The sequence below is a fragment of the Collinsella provencensis genome (genome assembly GCF_900199705.1).
Classification (GTDB): domain Bacteria; phylum Actinomycetota; class Coriobacteriia; order Coriobacteriales; family Coriobacteriaceae; genus Collinsella; species Collinsella provencensis.
Genome location: NZ_LT904908.1, coordinates 739,237 through 759,448 on the forward strand (window position 1 = coordinate 739,237; position 20,212 = coordinate 759,448).

At 60.4% G+C, this 20,212-nt stretch carries 16 protein-coding genes and 2 tRNA genes; 1 reads left to right on the top strand and 17 read right to left on the bottom strand.

The features are described from left to right. Positions 1–250: 250 nt before the first annotated feature. From C1711_RS03340 to C1711_RS03420, 17 genes are all read right to left on the bottom strand, one after another. Positions 251–1,018 (bottom strand): IspD/TarI family cytidylyltransferase, encoded by a 768-nt coding sequence (locus C1711_RS03340; protein WP_102337788.1) that lies wholly within the window; start codon positions 1,016–1,018, stop codon positions 251–253. Positions 1,019–1,028: 10 nt separating this feature from the next. Further along, a complete protein-coding gene (disA, locus tag C1711_RS03345; protein WP_199824875.1) occupies positions 1,029–2,111 on the bottom strand; it encodes a DNA integrity scanning diadenylate cyclase DisA in 1,083 nt (360 codons plus the stop codon). 525 nt (positions 2,112–2,636) lie between these two features. After that, positions 2,637–5,264, bottom strand: coding sequence for an ATP-dependent Clp protease ATP-binding subunit (locus C1711_RS03350; protein WP_102337790.1), 2,628 nt, complete (start codon positions 5,262–5,264; stop codon positions 2,637–2,639). A gap of 98 nt (positions 5,265–5,362) precedes the next feature. Next, on the bottom strand, positions 5,363–6,139 hold the full coding sequence (locus C1711_RS03355) for a dimethylarginine dimethylaminohydrolase family protein (RefSeq protein WP_102337791.1): 777 nt from the start codon (positions 6,137–6,139) through the stop codon (positions 5,363–5,365). 364 nt (positions 6,140–6,503) lie between these two features. After that, entirely contained in the window at positions 6,504–7,961 is a 1,458-nt protein-coding gene (locus C1711_RS03360; protein WP_102337792.1) for an aminoacyl-histidine dipeptidase, read from the bottom strand. Positions 7,962–8,303: 342 nt separating this feature from the next. Continuing rightward, a complete protein-coding gene (gene lysS, locus C1711_RS03365; protein ID WP_102337793.1) occupies positions 8,304–10,301 on the bottom strand; it encodes a lysine--tRNA ligase in 1,998 nt (665 codons plus the stop codon). A 259-nt stretch (positions 10,302–10,560) separates the two neighbouring features. Next, entirely contained in the window at positions 10,561–11,031 is a 471-nt protein-coding gene (gene greA, locus C1711_RS03370) for a transcription elongation factor GreA (protein WP_102337794.1), read from the bottom strand. Between the two features lie 99 nt (positions 11,032–11,130). Continuing rightward, positions 11,131–11,382 (bottom strand): Sec-independent protein translocase subunit TatA/TatB, encoded by a 252-nt coding sequence (locus C1711_RS03375; protein ID WP_199824830.1) that lies wholly within the window; start codon positions 11,380–11,382, stop codon positions 11,131–11,133. Between the two features lie 144 nt (positions 11,383–11,526). Then, positions 11,527–11,603 (bottom strand) — tRNA-Pro (locus C1711_RS03380). A gap of 225 nt (positions 11,604–11,828) precedes the next feature. Next, positions 11,829–12,761: a 4-(cytidine 5'-diphospho)-2-C-methyl-D-erythritol kinase gene (gene ispE / locus C1711_RS03385; protein WP_102337795.1), complete on the bottom strand. Its 933-nt coding sequence runs from the start codon at positions 12,759–12,761 to the stop codon at positions 11,829–11,831. After that, on the bottom strand, positions 12,762–13,058 hold the full coding sequence (locus C1711_RS03390) for a Veg family protein (protein ID WP_102337796.1): 297 nt from the start codon (positions 13,056–13,058) through the stop codon (positions 12,762–12,764). A gap of 158 nt (positions 13,059–13,216) precedes the next feature. After that, complete coding sequence (gene dtd, locus C1711_RS03395; RefSeq protein ID WP_102337797.1) at positions 13,217–13,663, bottom strand: D-aminoacyl-tRNA deacylase; 447 nt, start codon at positions 13,661–13,663, stop codon at positions 13,217–13,219. 1 nt (position 13,664) lies between these two features. After that, positions 13,665–14,369: an RdgB/HAM1 family non-canonical purine NTP pyrophosphatase gene (gene rdgB, locus C1711_RS03400; protein WP_102337798.1), complete on the bottom strand. Its 705-nt coding sequence runs from the start codon at positions 14,367–14,369 to the stop codon at positions 13,665–13,667. 124 nt (positions 14,370–14,493) lie between these two features. Continuing rightward, entirely contained in the window at positions 14,494–15,228 is a 735-nt protein-coding gene (gene rph, locus C1711_RS03405) for a ribonuclease PH (protein ID WP_102337799.1), read from the bottom strand. A gap of 218 nt (positions 15,229–15,446) precedes the next feature. Next, on the bottom strand, positions 15,447–16,325 hold the full coding sequence (murI, locus tag C1711_RS03410; protein ID WP_102337800.1) for a glutamate racemase: 879 nt from the start codon (positions 16,323–16,325) through the stop codon (positions 15,447–15,449). Between the two features lie 183 nt (positions 16,326–16,508). Then, positions 16,509–17,435, bottom strand: a complete 927-nt coding sequence (locus C1711_RS03415) for an HAD family hydrolase (RefSeq protein ID WP_102337801.1) — start codon at positions 17,433–17,435, stop codon at positions 16,509–16,511. A gap of 622 nt (positions 17,436–18,057) precedes the next feature. Beyond that, positions 18,058–18,130, bottom strand: a tRNA-Val gene (locus tag C1711_RS03420). 68 nt (positions 18,131–18,198) lie between these two features. Here C1711_RS03420 and C1711_RS03425 point away from each other — a divergent pair. Then, the gene (locus C1711_RS03425) at positions 18,199–20,103 is read left to right on the top strand and encodes an FAD-binding protein (protein WP_234346206.1); all 1,905 of its coding nucleotides are present in this window, start codon (positions 18,199–18,201) and stop codon (positions 20,101–20,103) included. Positions 20,104–20,212 lie beyond the last annotated feature (109 nt).

Below are 20,212 nucleotides of genomic sequence, written 5' to 3' on the forward strand. Positions count from 1 at the left end.
GCGTGCTTCCTCCTCTTTTAGGGCAATCTCAGACACTCGGTTCGCCCGACCACTACGGACGGGTTAGCCTCGTGCCTCCTGACGTCCGCATGTACGCAACAGGCTGAGTCGCGACATGACAAATGGACAGCAGGAGCCGACACAACAGTCGTTACTATACGCCCAAACGCGTTGGATTGTTTCGGAAACTTTATCTATGCAGGCAACTCCACAACTGGGGGCGTGGAGCGGAAGTCCCCTCGCCTGCAATCTAACCCATGCGGGCGCGCAAAACTGCCTCGACCGGGGGAACGTCCTCGGGCAGGGTCACCTTGAGGTTGTCGCGCGGCGCCTCAAAGCCGCGAACACGGCCACCCGCACCCTCGACAAGCGACGAATCGTCGGTGCCTACAAAACCGGTTTTTTCCACCCAGGCGTACGCGCGCTGAAGCGCGTCGACCCAGAAGATCTGAGGCGTCTGAACAGCCCAATAGCGGCTGCGCTGCGGCGTCTCAAGAAAAACGCCCTGCTCATCGACGATCTTGAGTGTATCGACCGCCGGTTGTCCACACACCATACCGTCCAAGACATGGCTGGAAAGCCCCTGTCCGGCAGACGCGTCGCTCTGCTCTCCCCCGTCGGCGGCGACGAGCGCCTCGAGGGCGGCGTCGATGGTCTCGGACAAGATGAGAGGACGGGCACCGTCGTGCACGGCGATGATTTCAAAACCCTCGGGCACTGCGTTCATGCCGTTGCGCGTCGAATCTTGGCGCTCCGCTCCTGAAGGGGCGAAGGTGATGGGCGTCTCGAAGGCATACTCCGAAAGCACCTCATCGCACACATGGAGCTCGCGATCGGGCGGGCACACCACCACGATATGGTCCACATGGCGGGCTCGGTCAAAAGCCTCAAGCGTCCACGCAAGCAGGGGCTTTCCGGCAATGACGATAAGCTGCTTGCCCTCGGGGTTGCCAAAACGCTGGCCCGCCCCGCCGGCGACGATGACCGCGCACGTGCGCGGGAAGCCCTGTGCACTCACAACGATTCCCTTAAGCCTCGCGCTTGCTGCCGTGCATGCGCGCAAGCGAATCGGCGAGAATCGCGGGGTTGTTCACGCCGAAGTTGCCCAGGCGATCGGGGTCCTTCTTGATGTCGTCCATGAGGTCCTGCAGCGAGCCGTACTCGTCCACGATGCGCTCGGCCACGCCATCGCGCACCACGGACACGCGCGTGAGGGTGCGCAGACCTAACGGGGACATGACGGAATCCTCGTCGAGGTCGTCGTAACCCAAAACGGCGGCGATTTTGCTGGGGTTGGCGAGGTCCTGGGCGGACATGTTCGAAAACTCGTCACGGATGCGTGCGGCGTTTTCCTCGCTCGCCACGGCGGCGTAGTCGCGGATCATGAGGTTGTACTCGGTCTCCATGCTCGTACCCGCAAGCTGTTCGAGCTGCATCTGCACGATCTTGCCCTGTGTACCCAGCTCCATGATGCAGCGCTGCAAGTCGAGCTTTGCCTGCTCCATGATCTCGAAGCTCGAGAAGATGCTCGTGATGTCCGCCAGGGTGACGTAGTCGTCGAGCTCGAGGGCGGTCAGGCGCAGCAGCGAGCGGTCGAGCGAGGAGCGCGTGGTCTGCAGCGTGGAAACGAGCTGCGTCACCGAGCTCATGATCTCAGTGACCGGCTTGATCTGATACGACTTGCCGTCTACGTAAACGTTCACCACGCCGCGGCGTTCGGAAACCGAAATGATGGTGGAGTTGGTGAGCACGCTCATGCGCGCGGCGGTGCGATGGCGCATACCCGTCTCGCTCGTGGCAAGCGACGGATCGGGATTGAGATGGAAATTGGCGCGCAAGATCTTGTTGAGTCCGCCGTCGATGACGATGGCGCCATCCATTTTGGACAGCTCGAACAGTCGGTTGCTCGTAAAGGAGATATTGAGAGGGAAGCCGTCGTTGCCGGCGGACAGCACGGTTTCGGTGTCGCCCACGCAGATGAGGGCTCCGATGTGGCCGGCGATGATCATGTCGAGGGCTGTGCGGAGAGGCTGTCCCGGTGCAGTGAGGCGAACCGCCTCTTTCATACGCTCTTCGGTGCTTTTCACTTCCACGTCAGTCCTCCTTTTCATACGCCCGCTGTATTTTCGCACGAAATCGAAGTCTCCCACAGATTTGTACAAAAGTTTCGCGAAGGAAGGCGGCGCATTGCGATGGCTTGGCAATCGAGCGCATCGCACTTTGGGCTGTTATTCGCCCGCTAGCTCGGACGGTCGAGCACCCCCACACACTTTGGGCTGTTATTTGGCATAAGCTCGAGGCGACTGTCGTGCGCACCGCACTTTGGGCTGTTATTTGGCATTTGAAAGCTTGAAACAGGAGACAAACGCCTAAAAACAGCCCAAAGTTCGCACGACAAGAGACTGAGGCACGAACGCCACGCACCATATGCACTGCCACTACAAACTGCGAAGTCCCTGAAAGCAAAGGGACGGCCCGAAAACCGTCCCTTTGACGTGCCCTCTGTAGGTGCCGATATGCACCTCCTAGCTGCTGGCCGCATGCGCCTACCGGACGCTGGCGGCGCAAGCCAACCGAGCTGCGGTATCCGTGTGACACGCCACGGCGATACCCTGCGGCCCCGGCCCGTGCCTCGCCTATTGAGCCCCGGCACCCATCTGGGTCAAACCGCCCGAGGTGCGCGAAACGCGCGGCGCAGCGGTTGCGTTGCGCGGGGCAGGCGCGTCAAAACTCGCACCCAGCTCACCATGCGAGCGCGGTGCGGGAATCTCGCCTGCCGTGTGGCTGAACACGAACTTGTCGTCGGCCACATCGCACAGTACGGTGTCGCCCGCCTTCCACTCCCCTGCCAGCAGCTCCTCGGACAACGGGTCCTCGATGAGCTTTTGGATGGCGCGGCGCAGCGGGCGGGCACCGTTGGTGAGATCGGTGCCCTCGGCCACGATCTTCGCGATTGCGGCATCGGTGAGCACGATGTTCATGCCGTTGGCAATCAAGCGCTGACGCAGGTCGTCCACGAGCAGCTCCGCGATTCTGGTGAGGCTCTCGCCGCGCAGCTTCTGGAACACCACGATGTCATCCACACGGTTGATGAACTCGGGACGGAACAAGCGCTTGAGCTCGCCCATCGCGCGGCCCTTGATCTCGTTTGCCGTAAGGCCGCCCTCGCCCGTGGTGCCAAAGCCCACGGTCGCGTCCTGCGCGATTTCGCGCGCGCCCACGTTCGAGGTCATAATGACCACGGTGTTGCGGAAGTCGACCGTCTTGCCCTGGCTGTCGGTGAGACGACCCTCATCGAGCACCTGCAGCAGGATGTTGAAGATGTCGGGGTGCGCTTTCTCGATCTCGTCGAACAGCACGACCGAGTACGGGTTGCGACGCACGGCCTTGGTGAGCTGGCCGCCCTCCTCGTGGCCCACGTATCCCGGAGGCGAACCGATGAGCTTGGATACTTCGTACTGGCTGGAGAACTCGGACATGTCGAAGCTGATGAGAGCGTCCTTGCTGCCGAAGAGGTACTCGGCGAGCGTTTTGGCGAGCTCGGTTTTACCCGTGCCGGTAGGACCGAGGAAGATGAACGAACCACCGGGGCGACGCGGGTCTTTGAGCGGCGAGCGCGAACGGCGGATGGCCTTCGCCACAGCCGCAACCGCTTCGTCCTGACCGATGATGCGCGTCTTGAGCACGCTTTCGCAAGCGAGCAGACGACGAGATTCGTCCTCGGTGAGGTCGCTCACGGGCACGCCCGAAGTCACCGACACGATGTCGGCGATCTGCGGCACGTCGATGATGAGCGGCGCTGCCTCGAGCTCGGCATTCCATGCGGCACGGGCCTCGCCCACCGCAATCTCGGCAGCCTGCTGCTGCTCCTTGAGCTCGGCAGCCTTGTTCATATCGTCGTCTTCCGTGGCTTTCTCAACTGCAGCCTTGAGCTCGGAAACCTTCTTCTCCGCCTCGCGCACGGACTCGGGAGCCCTGTTGCGCGCGATACGTGCACGGGCACCGGCCTCGTCCATGAGGTCGATAGCCTTGTCGGGCAGAAAGCGGTCCTGGACATAGCGGGCCGACAAGCTCGCCGCAGCCTCGAGCGCGGCAGGCGTGTAGCGTACGTGGTGGTGCTCTTCGTACTTGGGCGCAAGCTTGTTGAGAATCGCAACGGTATCCTCGATGCTCGGCTCTTCGATGTCGATGGCCTGGAACCTGCGCTCAAACGCCGGGTCCTTGGCAAGGTACTTGCGGAACTCCTCTGCCGTGGTGGCGCCGATGATCTGGAACGAACCGCGCGCGAGCACGGGCTTGAGCATGGAACTCGCGTCGATGGAGCCCTCGGCGGAACCGGCGCCGATGAGCGTGTGCATCTCGTCGATGAACAGGATGATGTCGTCGGCCTCAGTGGCCTCGGCGATAACGCGCTTGAGGCGCTCCTCGAACTCACCGCGGTACTTGGCGCCCGCCACCAAACCTGGCAGGTCAAGCGTCCACACGTTCATGTTCATGAGATTTTCGGGCACGTTACCGGCAGCAATTTCCTGTGCCAGGCCCTCCACGATGGCGGTTTTGCCCACGCCGGGATCGCCCAGGATCAGCGGGTTGTTCTTGGTGCGACGCGAGAGGATCTCCATCATGCGGGAGATTTCCTTGGTGCGTCCAATCACCGGGTCGAGTTTGCCCTTACGCGCCTCCTCGGTGAGGTTGGTGCCGAACTGCTCGAGCATCGTGCCGGCCTGTCCCTGCGCACCGGCGCCCGTGCCGCCGAAGAACGGCAGGCCCGCGCCGGGGCGACCAGAACCGGCACCCGCCATGGGGCGCTGCTTGCCCTGGTCTTTTTCCGTGAGCTTTTCCACGGCAGAACGGACGCTCGCGGCAGAAACGCCCAGGCGACGCAGGATATCCATGGCAACGCCATCGGTCTCACTCACCACGGCGAGGAGCAGATGCTCGGTGGAAACGTAGGTCTGGTTGTTCTCGCGCGCAATGCGGAAGCTCTTTTCCATGGTGGAAATCACGAGCGGCGTGAACGCGAGTTTCGCGTCCTCGGGCTCAGAACCTGCAGGGTTTGCCTCACGGATGCCTTTGAGCTCCGCCATAATATCGTCGTAAGAAATCTCGAGGCTACGCAGCGCCTCGGCAGCGATACCCTCGTCTTCTTTTGCAAGCGCAAGCAGGAGATGCTCGGTACCCACCTTGGTGGTGTGAAGGGCTTTCGCTTCTTCCTTGGCAAGCGACATGACCTTACGTGCGCGGTCGGTAAATCTATCTAACATGCGTCAACCTCGTCTATGCTCAATATTTGGTGTCGAAACCCCGTGTACCCAATGGCGCACTATCATAACCGATTCAGGTAAAAACGCGAGATTGTGGATTAGAAACGCAGAGACAGGCAGGAGAGGCCACCGTCGACCTTGCGGTACTCGGAGGTGTCGACAACAAGCGTCTTGTAGCCAAGATCCTGCACGGCCTTGAGCACGGCGGGGTAGCCCTCGGCCACGATGACGGTGCCGTTGACCCAGATGCAGTTGGCGCCGTACGCCTCGTCCTCGGGCACGACGACCTTGTTGTACCGGGCGAAGTCGGGCTTGTCGATGAACTCGCCGGAGACGAGCATGTTGTTGTCCTCGATGTAGTTCACGCCCGTCTTGAGGTGCAGGACCTCCTCCAGCGGGACCTCGGAGCCCTCGAGGCCCCAGCCCTCGAGGATCTCGCAGAACTGGCGGATGCCCTCCTCGTTGGTGCGGGCGGAGCGGCCGACGTAGAAGTGGTCGCCGACCATCATGACGTCGCCTCCGTCGAGCGTGCCGGGGGAAACGATGTGCTTCACATGCCCGTCATCGAAGAAGCGACGGACGACCGGCTCGATCTCGTCCTTCTCGCCGTTGCGGGAGGCGGCTCCCGGGTTGGTGATGACGGCGCCGCAGCGGGTGATGACCGCCGGATCCTCCACAAAGCAGCTGTCGGGATACTGCTCGAGCGCCGGCAGCACGGTGACATCTACGCCGCACTGCTCGAGCGCGTGCTCGTAATCGTAGTGCTCCTCGACGGCGCGCTCGTAGATGGGCTGGCCGAGCTCGGGAGCGCTCGTGATGCCGTTACTCAGAGACTTGCCGGGACGGCGGATGATAACGTGGCTGAACTTGGTCATGGAGTCCCCCTTTTGATAGCAAAGCTGAAAGTTTTTTCGCAAACAAGGTCCAAAGTGGCAACTTTTGCCAGATTATAAGCTCTCGTGAACGTGCGCCCGTGGCGCAACGGCACCTCAGGAAGTTAATGGAAAAGCGCACACCCTCGATACCTGCGGTTCTGTAAAACTGGCATCACCTCACGGCAACGCTGCAATAGCAAGTGAGCGCAAAACTCGCTTTCGAGCAGATTCCAAACCTTACAATCTGGCAAAAATTGCCACTATCTGGCTTGAATTGCAGAAAAGTGCCCCGCAACAAGAGCTGCGGGGCACTTAGGAGCTCAAAATGAGTCGCGAAACACTACGTGCGTATCAATCGCGCTTTCTACGCGGCGAGACGCTTGAGAACGTCGACGAGCAGCGTGTAGAAGTGCTCGGCAGACTTGAGGTCCATGCGCTCATCGGGCGTGTGGACGTCGTAGAGCTGCGGGCCCACGGCGATGGCATCAAGGCCGTCAAGAGCGGCCGCGAACAGTCCGCACTCAAGACCGGCGTGGATGGACTCAATCTTGAGCTCGGTACCGAAGAGACCGAGGTAGCTCTCCTTGAAGACGTCGCGGACGGCGGAGTGCTCAGCGTAGCTCCAGCCCGGATACTCGTACTCGAACTTGGCATTGAAGCCAAGAGTGTCGGCGAGCGTCTGGATGCGGTCCTTAACATCGTCCTGAAGCGAGGTGATGGACGAACGCGGGGAAAGCAGGATCTTGATCTCGTCGTCAGTCGTGGCGACCACGCCGATGTTGGAGGAAACCTCAACGGCACCATCGGCGGCAACGTTGCGACGCATCACGCCATTGGGGGCGAGACGCAGGGCGCGAATCATGGCAAGGCCATCGGCCTCGGACATGGCGTCGACCTCGGCACCGTCTGCCACGGTGATGGCGCAAGTGAAACCGGGGTCGAAGACCTCGAGCTCAGCGGTAATCTGATCGACAACGTTCTTAGCGATCTCGGCACCCGCCTGTGCAGCTGCAGCGTCAGCATACGCGACGACAGCCGTGCACTCGCGGTTGATGGCGTTGTCCTTGGTGCCGCCGTTGAAGCTCACCAGACGAGCATCACCCGCGGCCATGAGGCGCTCGATGATGCGAGCCATGAGCAGGTCGCCGTTGCCGCGCTCCAGGTGGATGTCAGCGCCGGAGTGACCGCCGAGCAAGCCGGAGATCTCGAGCGTAAGCGTGCTGCCCGCGATGTGCTCGCGCGTAACCGCACGCGTGATGGTGGCAACCACGCCGCCAGCACAGCTCACCGTGGCAACGCCCTCTTCCTCGGAGTCGAGGTTGATCATGATGCGAGCATCGATCTGGGACTTGTCGAGCGTCTCGGCACCAACCAGGCCGGTCTCCTCATCCGTGGTGAACACGCACTCGAGCGCAGGATGAACCAGCGTGTCATCGTCGAGAATCGCCATCATAAGTGCGACGGCGATACCGTTGTCGGCGCCCAGCGTGGTGCCGTTGGCGGTCAGCATGCCGTCGACGACCATCAGGTCGATGCCGTCCTTCTCGAAATCATGCTCAACGCCGGCGAGCTTGTCGCACACCATGTCGATATGGCCCTGCAGCATGACAGCCGGAGCGCCCTCGGCGCCGGCAGATGCGGGCTTCTTGATGATGACGTTGTTGACCTCGTCCTGGTACACCCAAAGACCGCGCTCATTGGCAAAAGCAACAAGGAAATCGCTGATCTGCTTCTCCTTGCCCGACTCGCGCGGGATCGCACTGATGTCCTCGAAGAAGTGGAAGAGCTTCTCGGGCTGATAACCAGTGATCTTGTATTCCATGGTTCCTCCTTGATGTATTCGAACCGAATACCTTACAGACAGCTCATATATTCCCAAAGTTGCTTGCGCCCAGCCAGACAAATACGCCAGTTGCGCCGTTCTGCCTGGGAACGGACTCTGAGTATGCAGAACTTCTCAATTCCTATACAAATGAACGACGCTCATCGCGAGAGAAAAGTCCCGCTAGTCACAAAAAGGGCGCCACGCACAACGCGCGACGCCCTTCGATTGCAACTTAAGGCACAGAACCCGGATGCCTGTAGGCACGATCAATGCAATGCCGCAGGCAATGGAAAGCAAGCTCAACCGCCGGACACTTAAAAGAGCAATGCCCGAAAACCCTTAGTAGAGCTTGGCTCCCGCGGGGATGGAATCATCCACGATGAGCACGTTCAGACGCTCGGATGCGTCTTCGCCCCCCTGCTCGGCATGAACCGCGGAGATGATCATGCCACAGGACGGGATGCCCATCATCTTGCGCGGCGGCAGGTTGGTGATGGCGATAAGCGTCTTGCCAATCAGGTCCTCCGGCTCGTAGTAGTCGTGGATGCCGGAAAGGATGGTGCGGTCCTCGCCCGTACCGTCGTCAAGCGTGAAGTTGAGGAGCTTCTTGGACTTGGGAACGGCGACGCAATCCTTGACCTTGACGGCGCGGAAATCGCTCTTGGAGAACGTATCGAAGTCAACGAAGTCCTCGAACAGCGGCTCGACGACCACCTTGGAGTAGTCAATCGTGGGCTTGGCGGGCTTCACGAACGGAGAAGCAGCGCCCTCGGACTCGGCGAGCTGGGCAGCGCGGGCCGCGGCAGCACCCGACTTGAATCCCTTCTCGGGCTTCATGTGCGGGAACAGCAGCACGTCGCGGATGGAGCTGGAGTTGGTGAGCAGCATGACCACGCGGTCGATGCCGATGCCGATGCCGCCCGCCGGAGGCATGCCGTACTCAAGTGCGCGCACGTAATCCTCGTCGTATTCCATGGCCTCGTCGTCGCCGCCGGCCTTCTCCTCCATCTGCGCGGCAAAGCGCTCAGCCTGGTCAACCGGATCGTTGAGCTCGGAGAACGCGTTGGCGTACTCGTGCGCGGCGATGAACAGCTCAAAGCGGTGCGTCAGGCGCGGGTCATCCTCGTGGCGCTTGGCCAGCGGAGACACCTCGACCGGATAGTCGACCACGAAGGTCGGGTTGATGAGCGTGGCCTCGCCCAGCTCGTCGAACAGCTCGGCGACGAGCTTGCCGGCGGTCCACTCGGGCTTGTACTCGATGTCGTGCTCGGCGCAGGCGGCGCGCAGCTCCTCGATGGGCGTGTCGAGCGTGATCTCGCGGCCCAAAACGTCGGAGACGACCTCGGTCATGGAACGGCTGGCCCACGGCGAGAACAGGTCAATCTGCATACCCTGGTACTCGACCATGCCCTCAAGGCCGATGGCGCGCGCGGCGGCGGTGATCACGCCCTCGGCGAGCTCCTTCATGCCGTCGAGATCGGAGTAGGCGCGGTAGGCCTCCATGGTGGTGAACTCGGGGTTGTGCGTGAGGTCCATACCCTCGTTGCGGAAAATGCGGCCGATCTCGAACACGCGCTCATAGCCGCCCACAATCAGACGCTTGAGGTGCAGCTCGGTGGCGATGCGCAGGTAATTCTCCTGGTTAAGCGCGTTGAAGTGCGTGATGAACGGTTTTGCCGTGGCGCCGCCCTGGATGGTCTGCAGGATGGGCGTCTCGACCTCCATGTAGCCGTTGTCCTCCATGTAGCGGCGGAAGGTGGAGATGATGGTGGAGCGCTTGCGGAAGGTTTCGCGCACATCCTCATTCACGATGAGGTCGACGTAGCGCTGACGATAACGAGTCTCCTTGTCGGAGAGGCCGTGGAACTTCTCGGGAAGCGGACGCACCGCCTTGGAGAGCAGGCGCAGCTGGCGCGGGGCGACAGAGATCTCGCCACGCTTGGTGCGCGTAACAACGCCGGTGGCCTGGACGATGTCGCCCAGATCGAGCTTCTTGAGCACCGCCCAAGATTCCTCCTCCACGTCGTTCACGCGGCAGAACAGCTGGATGTCAGCAGAAGGATCGCGCAGGACGAGGAACATGATCTTGCCCTGGCCGCGCTTGGCGACCACACGACCGCCAATGGTCACGGTTTCGTCGGCCGTCTGCTCGTTCTCGAGATAAGCATAGCGCTCGAGAAGGTCGGCGGCGTGATCGGTGACGTCGGAATGCTCAGGATAGGGATTCTCGCCCGCGGCATACAAGGCGGCGCGGTCGACCAGACGACGGGCGCGCTCGTCGTTGAGCGTGTTGGCAGACTCGGCAGTCTCAACGGTTGCAGAGGTGTTCTCGGCCATGGTGTCCTCTCTTAGAACTCTTATTCCAGCCCGAAAGAAGAGCTGGTAGATATACGGATACGGCGTGCATGAAAGCGGGTGTACATGCGCAAAGTCGAAGCACGGGGTTCGAACGATAGCGGCTTGAGCAAGGCTTGAACAGGGGCTCAAACGTGACTCAAACGAGGGCTTAAACGGGGCTTAAACAAAAACCGCCCCCTCGCGCCATGCGGCGCCAGGGAGCGGATGCGCGCTAGGATTTGGACGAAACTCACAAACCCTAGCGCGTGATCTTGGCGATGGTGTAAATGCGCTTGGAACCGTTGGGCAGCGTGACCTCGACGGACTCGCCCTCGACATGACCGATGATGGCACGGCCGACCGGGGACTCGTTGGAGATCTTGTGCTGCAAAACGTTGGTCTCGGTGGTACCCACAATGGCGAAGTCGGTGGCCTCCCCCTCCTCGTCGACCAGCGTCACCACGGAGCCGATGGACACAATTTGGTCGGAGCCGGTAGTGGCATCCTGAGCGTTGGCGAGCGTAGCACGGATCTCGGCGATGCGAGCAGCGTTCTTGGCCTGCTCTTCCTTAGCCGCATCGTACTCAGCGTTCTCGGAAAGGTCGCCGAACGCGCGGGCTTCCTTGATATGCTCGACGATCTCCTGGGACTTCTCGCCCTCGAGATATGCGAGCTCTTCCTCGAGCCTCTTGCGGCCTTCAGCGGTCAGTACGATCTGGCTTGCATCCATGTGGCAAACTCCTCCATACAAAACGTGTGGGAATAACAGCAAAAGCGACCGGCTAGCCCCAGCGGGTCAACCGGCCGCGATCAACCCTTTGCAAGTGGGTTACTCGGCGTCCTTGGCCTCTTTACGAGCCTTGGCAGCGGCGAGCTTGGCCTCGAGCTCGGCGACCTCGTCGTCCTCATCCTCGACGACGTCGGCCTCGACCTCATCGGGAGTGTCGTCGCCGGCCATACCCTCGCGGATGTTCTTGACCGTGGAGCCAAGCGACTTACCGAGCTTCGGAAGATTCTTGGGGCCAAAGATCAGCAGGGCCACGATGAGAATGACAATCCATTCCATACCCTTGGGCATCATAATGATTTCCTCCCGGAATAACGTCGATTTGCGGACGTGGCGCTCGGTGCGCGCACTACAGCTCGGAAGAGTATACCCCGCCACAGCGGCTCTGCACAACACTAACGCAAAAGGGTCACCTACTGGTGACCCTCTTAAGCGCAATGGTCGGGTTGACTGGATTTGAACCAGCGACCCCTGCGTCCCGAACGCAGTGCTCTACCAAACTGAGCCACAACCCGATAGCTCGATTATCCTATCAAAACGTTTTGCAGAATGCCAGACCGCTGCCGAGGATATCGAAAACCCTACGCACGGCTTATGCCTACACGCAGCTCATGTTGAATGGAAATGCTGTAGCGAGGGACACCTCATATGCAAGCGCCACCGTTACAACGTCGCGACACAGCGCTGCATCAACACGCACGCCAACACCATCTCGCCAACGACCGCACCTACAGCCGCGCCTACTCCACGATGGACGGACCGCGCTCCCCCATCTTGGCAGCGTATGACCACCATCCATGCGCGTCCGCAGCGGCACTCACGGCTTCAGCCGCCTCCTGCGTCTCACAGATGGCAAAAACCGTCGCGCCAGATCCACATACATTGGCAACGCGCACGCCAGACTGCTGACGCATCCAATCCAAGATCTCGCCAATCTCGGGAGCAAGACCGCAGGCCGCGGGGGCAAGGTTGTTCTCGACGCGCGCGAGCACCTCGTCATCATTGTGCGCGCGAAGCGCCTCGAGCATCGGCTCAAGCGGCGGAAGCGCAACCGGGTTCTCGTCAAAACGACGATAAGCCTCGATCGTAGACACGCGGCTCGACCAGGGCTTGACCAACGCAACGGGTGTACCCGTGAACGGCTGGAATGTCTCACACATAACGTCGCCGCAGCCGCCCAAATACGTCGGCATCCCATACAGGAAAAACGGCACGTCAGCGCCAATGGATCGCGCCACGCCAAGAACACGCTCATCGTGTGGGTCGATGCCCCAAAACTGGCACAGCGCCACGATGGTCGCAGCGGCATCGGTGGACGGACCGCCCAGGCCAGCGCACATGGGAATGTGCTTGTCAATGAGGACGTTAAAGTGCGGCTCACGGCCAAAGACCTTCCCCATCGCAACAGCCGCCTTATATGCGGTGTTGTGCTCCTGAGGAAAATCGGTCTGAGGAACCGTGCGCACCGTCAGGGCGTCAGACGGCCTTACCGTAAGTGTGTCGGCAAGATCGAGCGCGATCATCACGGTATCGACCAAGTGATATCCGCGTGCATCCTTTTGCGCGTGAACACCCAGGTAGAGGTTAATTTTTGCGGGGGCGGAAATGGTCAGAGCGTCATCCGTCGAGCACGTGGCCGCACGCGACCCGTCCGCCGAAGAGACCCTGCTCATCTAGTCTTGCTCGAGCTCGGTGTTGAGCGGCGTGAATATATACTCGCCGGTCTCGGGGTCGAACAGCTCGACCGTTCCCGTGAGGACATCGACGTACTGATACGACTGGCGCGACTTGCGGCCGCGACGCTCTTCAACCTCAACGATGAAAACGGCGGGGTGAACGGTTTTGATAACGCCCATGCGCTCGATGACGCGTGTGCGGCCCATATTGGCCTTAACCTTGATGCGCTCACCGACCAGAGTGGTCAGCTTTTCCTGAATCTCAGCTACGTGGTTAACTTCCAGCTCTTCCATGCCATTTGCCTCCTGCAGGGAGCATCGACAGCGATCCCCAATGTACGTGAACTGCGCTAGTGTAGCAGGCTCACTACGCTATTGTCTGAGGTCTGAGCTGAATCACATCATATTTCGATATGGGGCGCGCTGCGTGCGGGTACACGCAAGCACAACGTTTACAACTCGTCGGTATCCAGCACGATGGTGAAGGGGCCGTCGTTAATAAGTTCTACCTGCATGTATGCGCCGAAGCGCCCCGTGGAAACATGCTCCACATCCTGACGAACAAGGCTCACGAAATACTCGTAGAGCTCGGTGGCGTGATCGGGAGCGGCAGCGTCGACAAACGACGGGCGACGACCCTTTTTGCAGTTCGCGTACAGCGTGAACTGGGAGACCACCAAGACCTCACCCTTGATGTCGTCGAGCGAGAGATTGGTCTTGCCGTCCTCGTCTTCGTTGATGCGCAGCGCGTGGAGTTTCGACCAAAGTTTATCCGCCTCGGCACGCGTGTCGTCATGACCAACACCGAGCAAGATGAGGTAGCCCGCGCCGATGGCGCCCGCAATCTCGTTGTCGATAGTCACGCTCGCGCGCGAAACGCGCTGGACAACCGCGCGCATACTAGCGGTCCTCGTCGGCGCTCACCGGGGTGTCTTGCACAGGAACGCCAGCATGAGCAAAGACATCCGCGATCTCATGAAGTTGCGACGCAAGGTCCTGGAGTGCGTGGAAGCGGTGACTGATGGCGTTTTTCTCCTCGGGTGTGAGCTCGGCCATGGTCTTGCCCGGCGTGTCAACAGGAAGGAACAGCGGGTCGTAACCGAAGCCGAACTCGCCACGACCCTCATGTCCAATCACGCCTTCGCATGCACCCGTACCAGTGAAAACGAAGCCGTCCGCGTTGATGAGCGCAACCACGCTCATGAAGCGCGCCGTGCGATCTGCATCGGTAACGTCCGCCATCTCATGCAACAGCTTTTCATTGTTGGCGGCGTCATTGCCATGCTCGCCCGCATAGCGCGCGGAATAGACACCCGGCGCCCCGCCAAGGGAATCGACCACGAGACCGGAGTCGTCGGCAATTGCGGGTAGGCCCGTTGCCTCGACGGCCGCCTGAGCTTTGATAAGCGCGTTGTCGCGGAACGTTTCGCCGTTTTCTTCGGGATCCTCAAAGTCTCCGAGCTGGCCCAAGGCGACAAAACGAACCTCCGGCAAAACGGAGCCCAAAATCGTCTGAATCTCGGTGAGCTTATGGGCGTTGCCGGTCGCTACCACGATGGTGTTTTGCGGGTTCAGCGTATTGATGTCGATCTTTTCGAGTGCCATTGCGCGCTCCCCATTCCTCAAAGTTGTCCGCTCGTAATCAAAAGCTGCTTGCTGTCAATTCCTCAGACTGCCTGCCGCTTCATTCAAAAGGTTTCTCGCCTCTAGCTCAAAAGGCTGCTCGCCCCTAATCCCTAAACGCCGTCACTTCGTTTTGCAGGGCGATGAGCTGCGCAATACCCGCGTCGCCCAGGTCAAGCAAGCGGCCCAAGCGCTCACGACTGAACGGCGTGCGCTCGCCCGTCCCTTGAAGCTCGATGATCTCACCCGTATCGGTCGCCACAAGGTTCATGTCAACCTCGGCGTGGCTATCCTCAACGTAATCGAGATCGAGCAGCTCGCAACCATCAACAAGGCCCATGGACACCGCCGCGACCTGGCCGGTGAGGGGCAGGCGCGCGATCTTGCCCGCCTCGACCCACTTCATAAGCGCGTCGTGCAAAGCGACCCAAGCGCCCGTGATGCTCGCCGTACGCGTGCCGCCGTCGGCCTGCAACACGTCGCAATCCACGGTGACGGTGTACTCACCCAGGGCTTTCATGTTCACCACCGTGCGCAGGCTGCGGCCGATGAGGCGCTCAATCTCCATGGAGCGACCCTTGCGGCTTCCGGTTTCGCGCTTCGTGCGACGGTTGGTCGACGCCGGCAGCATCGCATACTCCGCCGTCACCCAGCCGGCATGACTCGCCTTGCGCCAACCCGGCACGCCTTCCTCAATGGTGGCGGCGCACAGCACTTTGGTGTCGCCGAACTCCACCAGGCACGAACCCAACGCGTTCTTCATGACCTCGCGCGTTAGATTGACCGGGCGCATCTCGTTGGCAGCGCGTCCATTCGCGCGGTTTATCTCCATGTATTCCATAGGTGTCCTCTCCTACTCAATTGCGTGCCGTTCGTATTCCCACGAAAGCACACATGTAACCACAGCGATACCGGTGCACGTGCGCGCACCTGCAACGATGCACAGGCGCGGTAACCGATGCTCAGGCTCGATAACGATAGCGGCATGCGTGCGTGCATATGCGTTTACCGCTCATCGCTCGCCCTGCGCCACGGCACACCGCCCGGCTTGACCTTTCCCTAGCGCTCGGAAAGGTCGTCCAGGCTGACGTGCTCAATGGACTGCAGCGGCTGTCCAAAAATGAAGCTGCCCGCCGCGGCGAACTCGGCAATGTTATCCGAAGTCGTAGCGAAACGATGCATCGGCACGGTGTCGTCCGACGCGAGCAGTTCGCGGCGACGCAGGATGTCCTCAAGTTCACGGGTCGTTTCCTCTGCCGAGGAAACCACGCGGACATCCGGGCCCAAAGCATGGCGAATGGGACCTGCGAGCAAGGGGAAATGCGTACAACCCAGCACGACGGTATCCACCTGGACTCCTCCACTGATAAGCGGCGCGAGCGTGCGTTCGACCTCCATGCGATTTTCGGGCGTGTCGAAAACATCGCCGTTTTGCAACCAGCGTTCCTGCAGGTGCGCACCCGTAGCCAGCTCCTTTTCAACCATCTCAACAAAACTCGGCGCAGGACAGCCGTATACGTCCACGCCGGCATCCAGATCTTGGATGGCACGCGTGTAAGCACCGGAGCGCACCGTGAGACTCGTGGCGAGCACGCCCACTTTGCGCGTGCGCGTGGAGTTGATGGCGGCGCGGGCACCCGGCGCGATGACGCCGATAACCGGAACGGGCAGCATCTGCTGAGCGATGCGCAGACCCGCCGCGGTCGCCGTGTTGCAGGCGATAATCATGATCTTGATGTTGCGCGCAGAAAGCCAGCGACCGGCTTGCAGCACAAAGGAGCGCACTTCCTCCTCAGAGCGAACGCCGTAGGGACAGCGCTTGGTGTCGCCCAGGTAGTAGATGGACTCATGGGGCAGCGACGTGGCGATGCAACGGGCAACGGTCAGGCCGCCCAGTCCGGAATCAAATACACCGATGGGGCATTCGTTGTCGAGCATGCCGTGTCCCCTTTCAACCAGTACATCCCGTAAGTCCCCCGGCCAGCGCCCTTAGCCTTTAGCCGGCTGCTCAACCGACTCCTTTGTCGACCTTTCAATCGGTCATTCGGCCGGCGCCTTCGGCAAATGCCTCGCTGAACACCTCGGAAATCGGGCTTCAGCCAGCGCTTTCGTACACGCAGATTATGCCCGCGCCGCGAGCACCGCGCGAGCCATGTACATCCAGCCGTCCACGATCTTGCCGCGGGCGACATACACATTATCGTTACCTGCGATGAGCGCGGGCGCCGCAGGGTCCTTCAGCGCATTTTCCACGCATACGAACGTGCCCACATGCGGGGCCATGAGGAAATCCGATTCCGAATCGCCGATGGCAAGCGTTTGCGCGCGATCGATACCGCGCAGCTCGCAAAAACGCTCGATGCCCTTGCCCTTGTCCAGGCCCGAAGGCATGACGATGTACGGCCGCGCGGCGCCGATCTTGTCCAAGTCGAGCGTCGTGGGCATGGAGATATGCGTGAGGAATCCGTTGTTCGCCCACACCAAGCCCAACCCGGCTTCGTCGAGCATCGCTTGCGCCTCGGCATCGTCGACCTCGCCGCGCATGCCGATTGTGACCTCGCGGTGCTTGTAGCCGGTAGACATGTCGTTGTGGTATTCGATGCGCTCGGGCCAACGGTCGATGATTTGCTGGCACACGTCTGCACGCTCGATGACCTGGTGTGGCGTGAGACCACACGCCGGATCGTAAGGCATGTCGGCGGTGAAGTACTCCCATTTACCTGCCTTCAGATCGAGCATAAGCAGGCCGCCCATCTCGCCGATATAGGAATTGAAACCGAGAATGCGGGCGTCTTCCTGCAGCATCGCGCGATTGCGACCGGAGCAGGGAATGATCTCGATGCCCGCGCGTTTGAGCGCAACCACGGTTTCGAGCAGCTCGGTGCTGGGATTGCCCTCGTTATCGCTCAGGGCACAGGAACCGGGAGCCAGCATCGTGGCGTCGAGGTCGGTGAAAATGTACCGCACGTCGGCGAGCTGTTCGCGCAGCTCTCCGGTTGGATGTGCAGGCAAGACCGGACAGCCTGACAGGTCGAACTCTTCGCTCACAAGGGCTCCTTTCGCGGACGCGCCACGCGTATGGCGGATTGCATGCCATCCATCATACCGCGTTACGGTTTGCCAGCATAAAAGACCATGCAACCCGCAGCAACACGCACGCGAATATCTACCCCGAACGCCTTAGTATCACGCCTCCGACGTTTGAAACCAGACCATTGTTACATTCCCAAAATGAAACCAGACGGATGCTGCGTGTTTTTTGGTTGCGTACGTTTTGAACCAGATTGCCTATGGTTTTCTGCCCTTTGCAGCCTTTATTGCGCAGAGAATCATAGGTAACGCTATGAGACCGCAGTTGACGGCATGAAAAACCCAAATCCCGGAAGAGGGGTTTGGATCGCATTGCGATGGTGGGCGATGAGGGATTCCGGGGCTTGTGGGCAAGCCCCGACGCGCTGCGGCGCCTGCCGGCGCCTCGCGAGCTCCACTGGGCAACGCTTGCGCGTTGCCGCAGCTCCGCGCCCTCGCGGGTTCGAATCCATGAAAGATTGCCGTTGCCTATGGATTTCTTCCTTTTGAAGCTCTGAAAGTGCAGGAAATCACAGGCAACGGGAGAACGGCACGAAAAAGCCCGGTCACCGAAGTGGCCGGGCCAATCAAAACCAACGGGTGGGCGATGAGGGATTCGAACCCCCAGCCTTGTGCGTGTAAAGCACCTGCGCTAACCGTTGCGCCAATCGCCCGTGAGGGTACAGTATAACCGATTGCACCGCAGCGGCAAGCACAAATGTCCCGTTCCCGGAGGTATCCCATGCGCAGCAAAACCTCATTTGACCAGCAGGCACCATCGGTCCCGCGGGACTTCGACGTCTTGGTTGTCGGCACGGGCATCGCGGGCATTGTCGCCGCCATTGAGGCAGCACAAACGGGCGCACGAGTCGCAATCGCCTGCAGTGGCAACCTGTTTGGAGGCTCCAGTTTCTACCCTGGTACCTGGGGACTCGGCCTTATCGGACCCCAAAACGAGGCAGACGAGGATGACCTTATCGAGACAATCCTCTCCATTGGCGGAGGCGTCGCGAACCCGGATCTCGTTCAATCGTTTGTGCGAGGAATCCTGCCATCCATTGCCTGGCTTGAAAACGAGCTGGGCGTCCAACTAAAGCGCCCGAGCGATGAGCATGCCAGCGACAGCACCTATATCCCCTGCTTCGACCACAAACTGCGCCTGTGGCGCGGAATCGAACGCGACGTTTTTGTGTCCGCTGCACAGCGCGAAATCGAACGGTTAGACATTGCGGTTTTTGAGCAATGCGAGCTTGCGCAACTGGTTAAAAACGACTGCCAAGCAGTTGCGGAAGAAGCGCCTGCGGAAGAACCGGTTACGGGAGCCATCCTTTACCAGCAAAAACGCGATTCCTTCGTCCAAATCAATGCCATGGCGTCCATCCTCGCTGCAGGAGGAACGAGCGGTATCTTCGCCCGAAAGCTCACTTCAAATGACGTGTTGAGCTCCGTCCATGGCATTGCGCTCGACGCGGGCTGCACACTCACCAACATCGAGTTTATGCAGATGATGCCCGGATTGGTCGCTCCGGCATACGGCGTGGTTTTCAACGAGAAAACGTTCCGCTACGTGCGCTTTCGTGAAGACGCGAAGACGCCTTCCCACGGCGACGCATCCCCAGCCGAATGTAATCCCAGCTCCACCCAACGCGTGCCCGCAGATATTCTTCCCTGCAATCCCCAAGATCTCGAAAACCTGTTGGAAGCACGTTCCGGTCACGGTCCCTTTACCGCTCGTTTGAGAGATGAAACAGTAGATTTGGCTATCGACGCCGCAGGCAACGAGGGGCTCTCCCTGTCCTATGCCTTCCCCCAGCATGACATTCCGGAATTTGTGCAAGCCTTTGCCCAATGGCTCAAAGGCACGTATGGAATCGATCCTAGCGACACCCTGCATGTTGCGATGTTCGCCCATGCGTCGAACGGCGGCATCCGCATCGACGTGAACACCGCGACGGGCGTCCCGGGGCTTTTTGCTTGTGGCGAGCTCACAGGCGGCATGCACGGTGCCGACCGCTTGGGCGGTTTGTCGAGCGCCAACGGTCTGGTGTTTGGTAGACGAGCAGGAGCGAATGCGGCTGAATATGCGCGGTTCCATGCGGGCAATAAGGCGGCGATGCATGGGACCGATGTCAACTTGCCCGTTGCGACAATTCATCTACCTGCAGAAACTCCCGCATTTACCGATGTGCGTGCAAAGGAGCTCACCGCAAAGCTGCAAAATACCATGAGCACCTACGCCATGATCAACCGAACGGAAGCGGGACTCTCCGCCGCACTTGATGTGATCGGTACGTTGGAGCGTGAACTTTGTTGCGCGAAGGAAATGCGAACAAACGACGTGACCGAGCTGCGCTCGCAAGCTGGTAACGCTCCTGCACCGCAGGGGCAGGCCGACAACGCTCCCGCACCGCAGGGGCAGACCGACAACACGCCCGTGCCCCAGAGGCAGGTCGACGACACGCCCTCACCGCACCCGCAAACCCGCAGCATACGCGCACCACGCGAACTCATGAACGGCATCCGTCTGCGTTCCCAGCTTGCCCTTGCACGCTCCATGCTCGAGGCAATGCAAACACGGAAAGAAAGCTTGGGCTCGCATTATCGCGCGGACTACCCGCCCGACAGGTCGTGCCCGCAGGGCCGTTGAGTTTCCCACCCAAACCGCACCGCTCGTCCGTCATCAAGACGTGCCCCAAAGCGCACAGAAAGTCGACCTCATCCGCGAAAACATCCGCGCGCGGTATACTGTCTCTTTA

Coding starts and splice junctions, on each gene's coding strand:
- disA (WP_199824875.1), bottom strand. CDS start 2,111: ATGAAAAGGAGGACTGACGTGGAAGTGAAAAGCACCGAAGAGCGTATG.
- C1711_RS03350 (WP_102337790.1), bottom strand. CDS start 5,264: ATGTTAGATAGATTTACCGACCGCGCACGTAAGGTCATGTCGCTTGCC.
- C1711_RS03355 (WP_102337791.1), bottom strand. CDS start 6,139: ATGACCAAGTTCAGCCACGTTATCATCCGCCGTCCCGGCAAGTCTCTG.
- C1711_RS03360 (WP_102337792.1), bottom strand. CDS start 7,961: ATGGAATACAAGATCACTGGTTATCAGCCCGAGAAGCTCTTCCACTTC.
- lysS (WP_102337793.1), bottom strand. CDS start 10,301: ATGGCCGAGAACACCTCTGCAACCGTTGAGACTGCCGAGTCTGCCAAC.
- greA (WP_102337794.1), bottom strand. CDS start 11,031: ATGGATGCAAGCCAGATCGTACTGACCGCTGAAGGCCGCAAGAGGCTC.
- C1711_RS03375 (WP_199824830.1), bottom strand. CDS start 11,382: ATGATGCCCAAGGGTATGGAATGGATTGTCATTCTCATCGTGGCCCTG.
- ispE (WP_102337795.1), bottom strand. CDS start 12,761: ATGAGCAGGGTCTCTTCGGCGGACGGGTCGCGTGCGGCCACGTGCTCG.
- C1711_RS03390 (WP_102337796.1), bottom strand. CDS start 13,058: ATGGAAGAGCTGGAAGTTAACCACGTAGCTGAGATTCAGGAAAAGCTG.
- dtd (WP_102337797.1), bottom strand. CDS start 13,663: ATGCGCGCGGTTGTCCAGCGCGTTTCGCGCGCGAGCGTGACTATCGAC.
- rdgB (WP_102337798.1), bottom strand. CDS start 14,369: ATGGCACTCGAAAAGATCGACATCAATACGCTGAACCCGCAAAACACC.
- rph (WP_102337799.1), bottom strand. CDS start 15,228: ATGGAATACATGGAGATAAACCGCGCGAATGGACGCGCTGCCAACGAG.
- murI (WP_102337800.1), bottom strand. CDS start 16,325: ATGCTCGACAACGAATGCCCCATCGGTGTATTTGATTCCGGACTGGGC.
- C1711_RS03425 (WP_234346206.1), top strand. CDS start 18,199: ATGCGCAGCAAAACCTCATTTGACCAGCAGGCACCATCGGTCCCGCGG.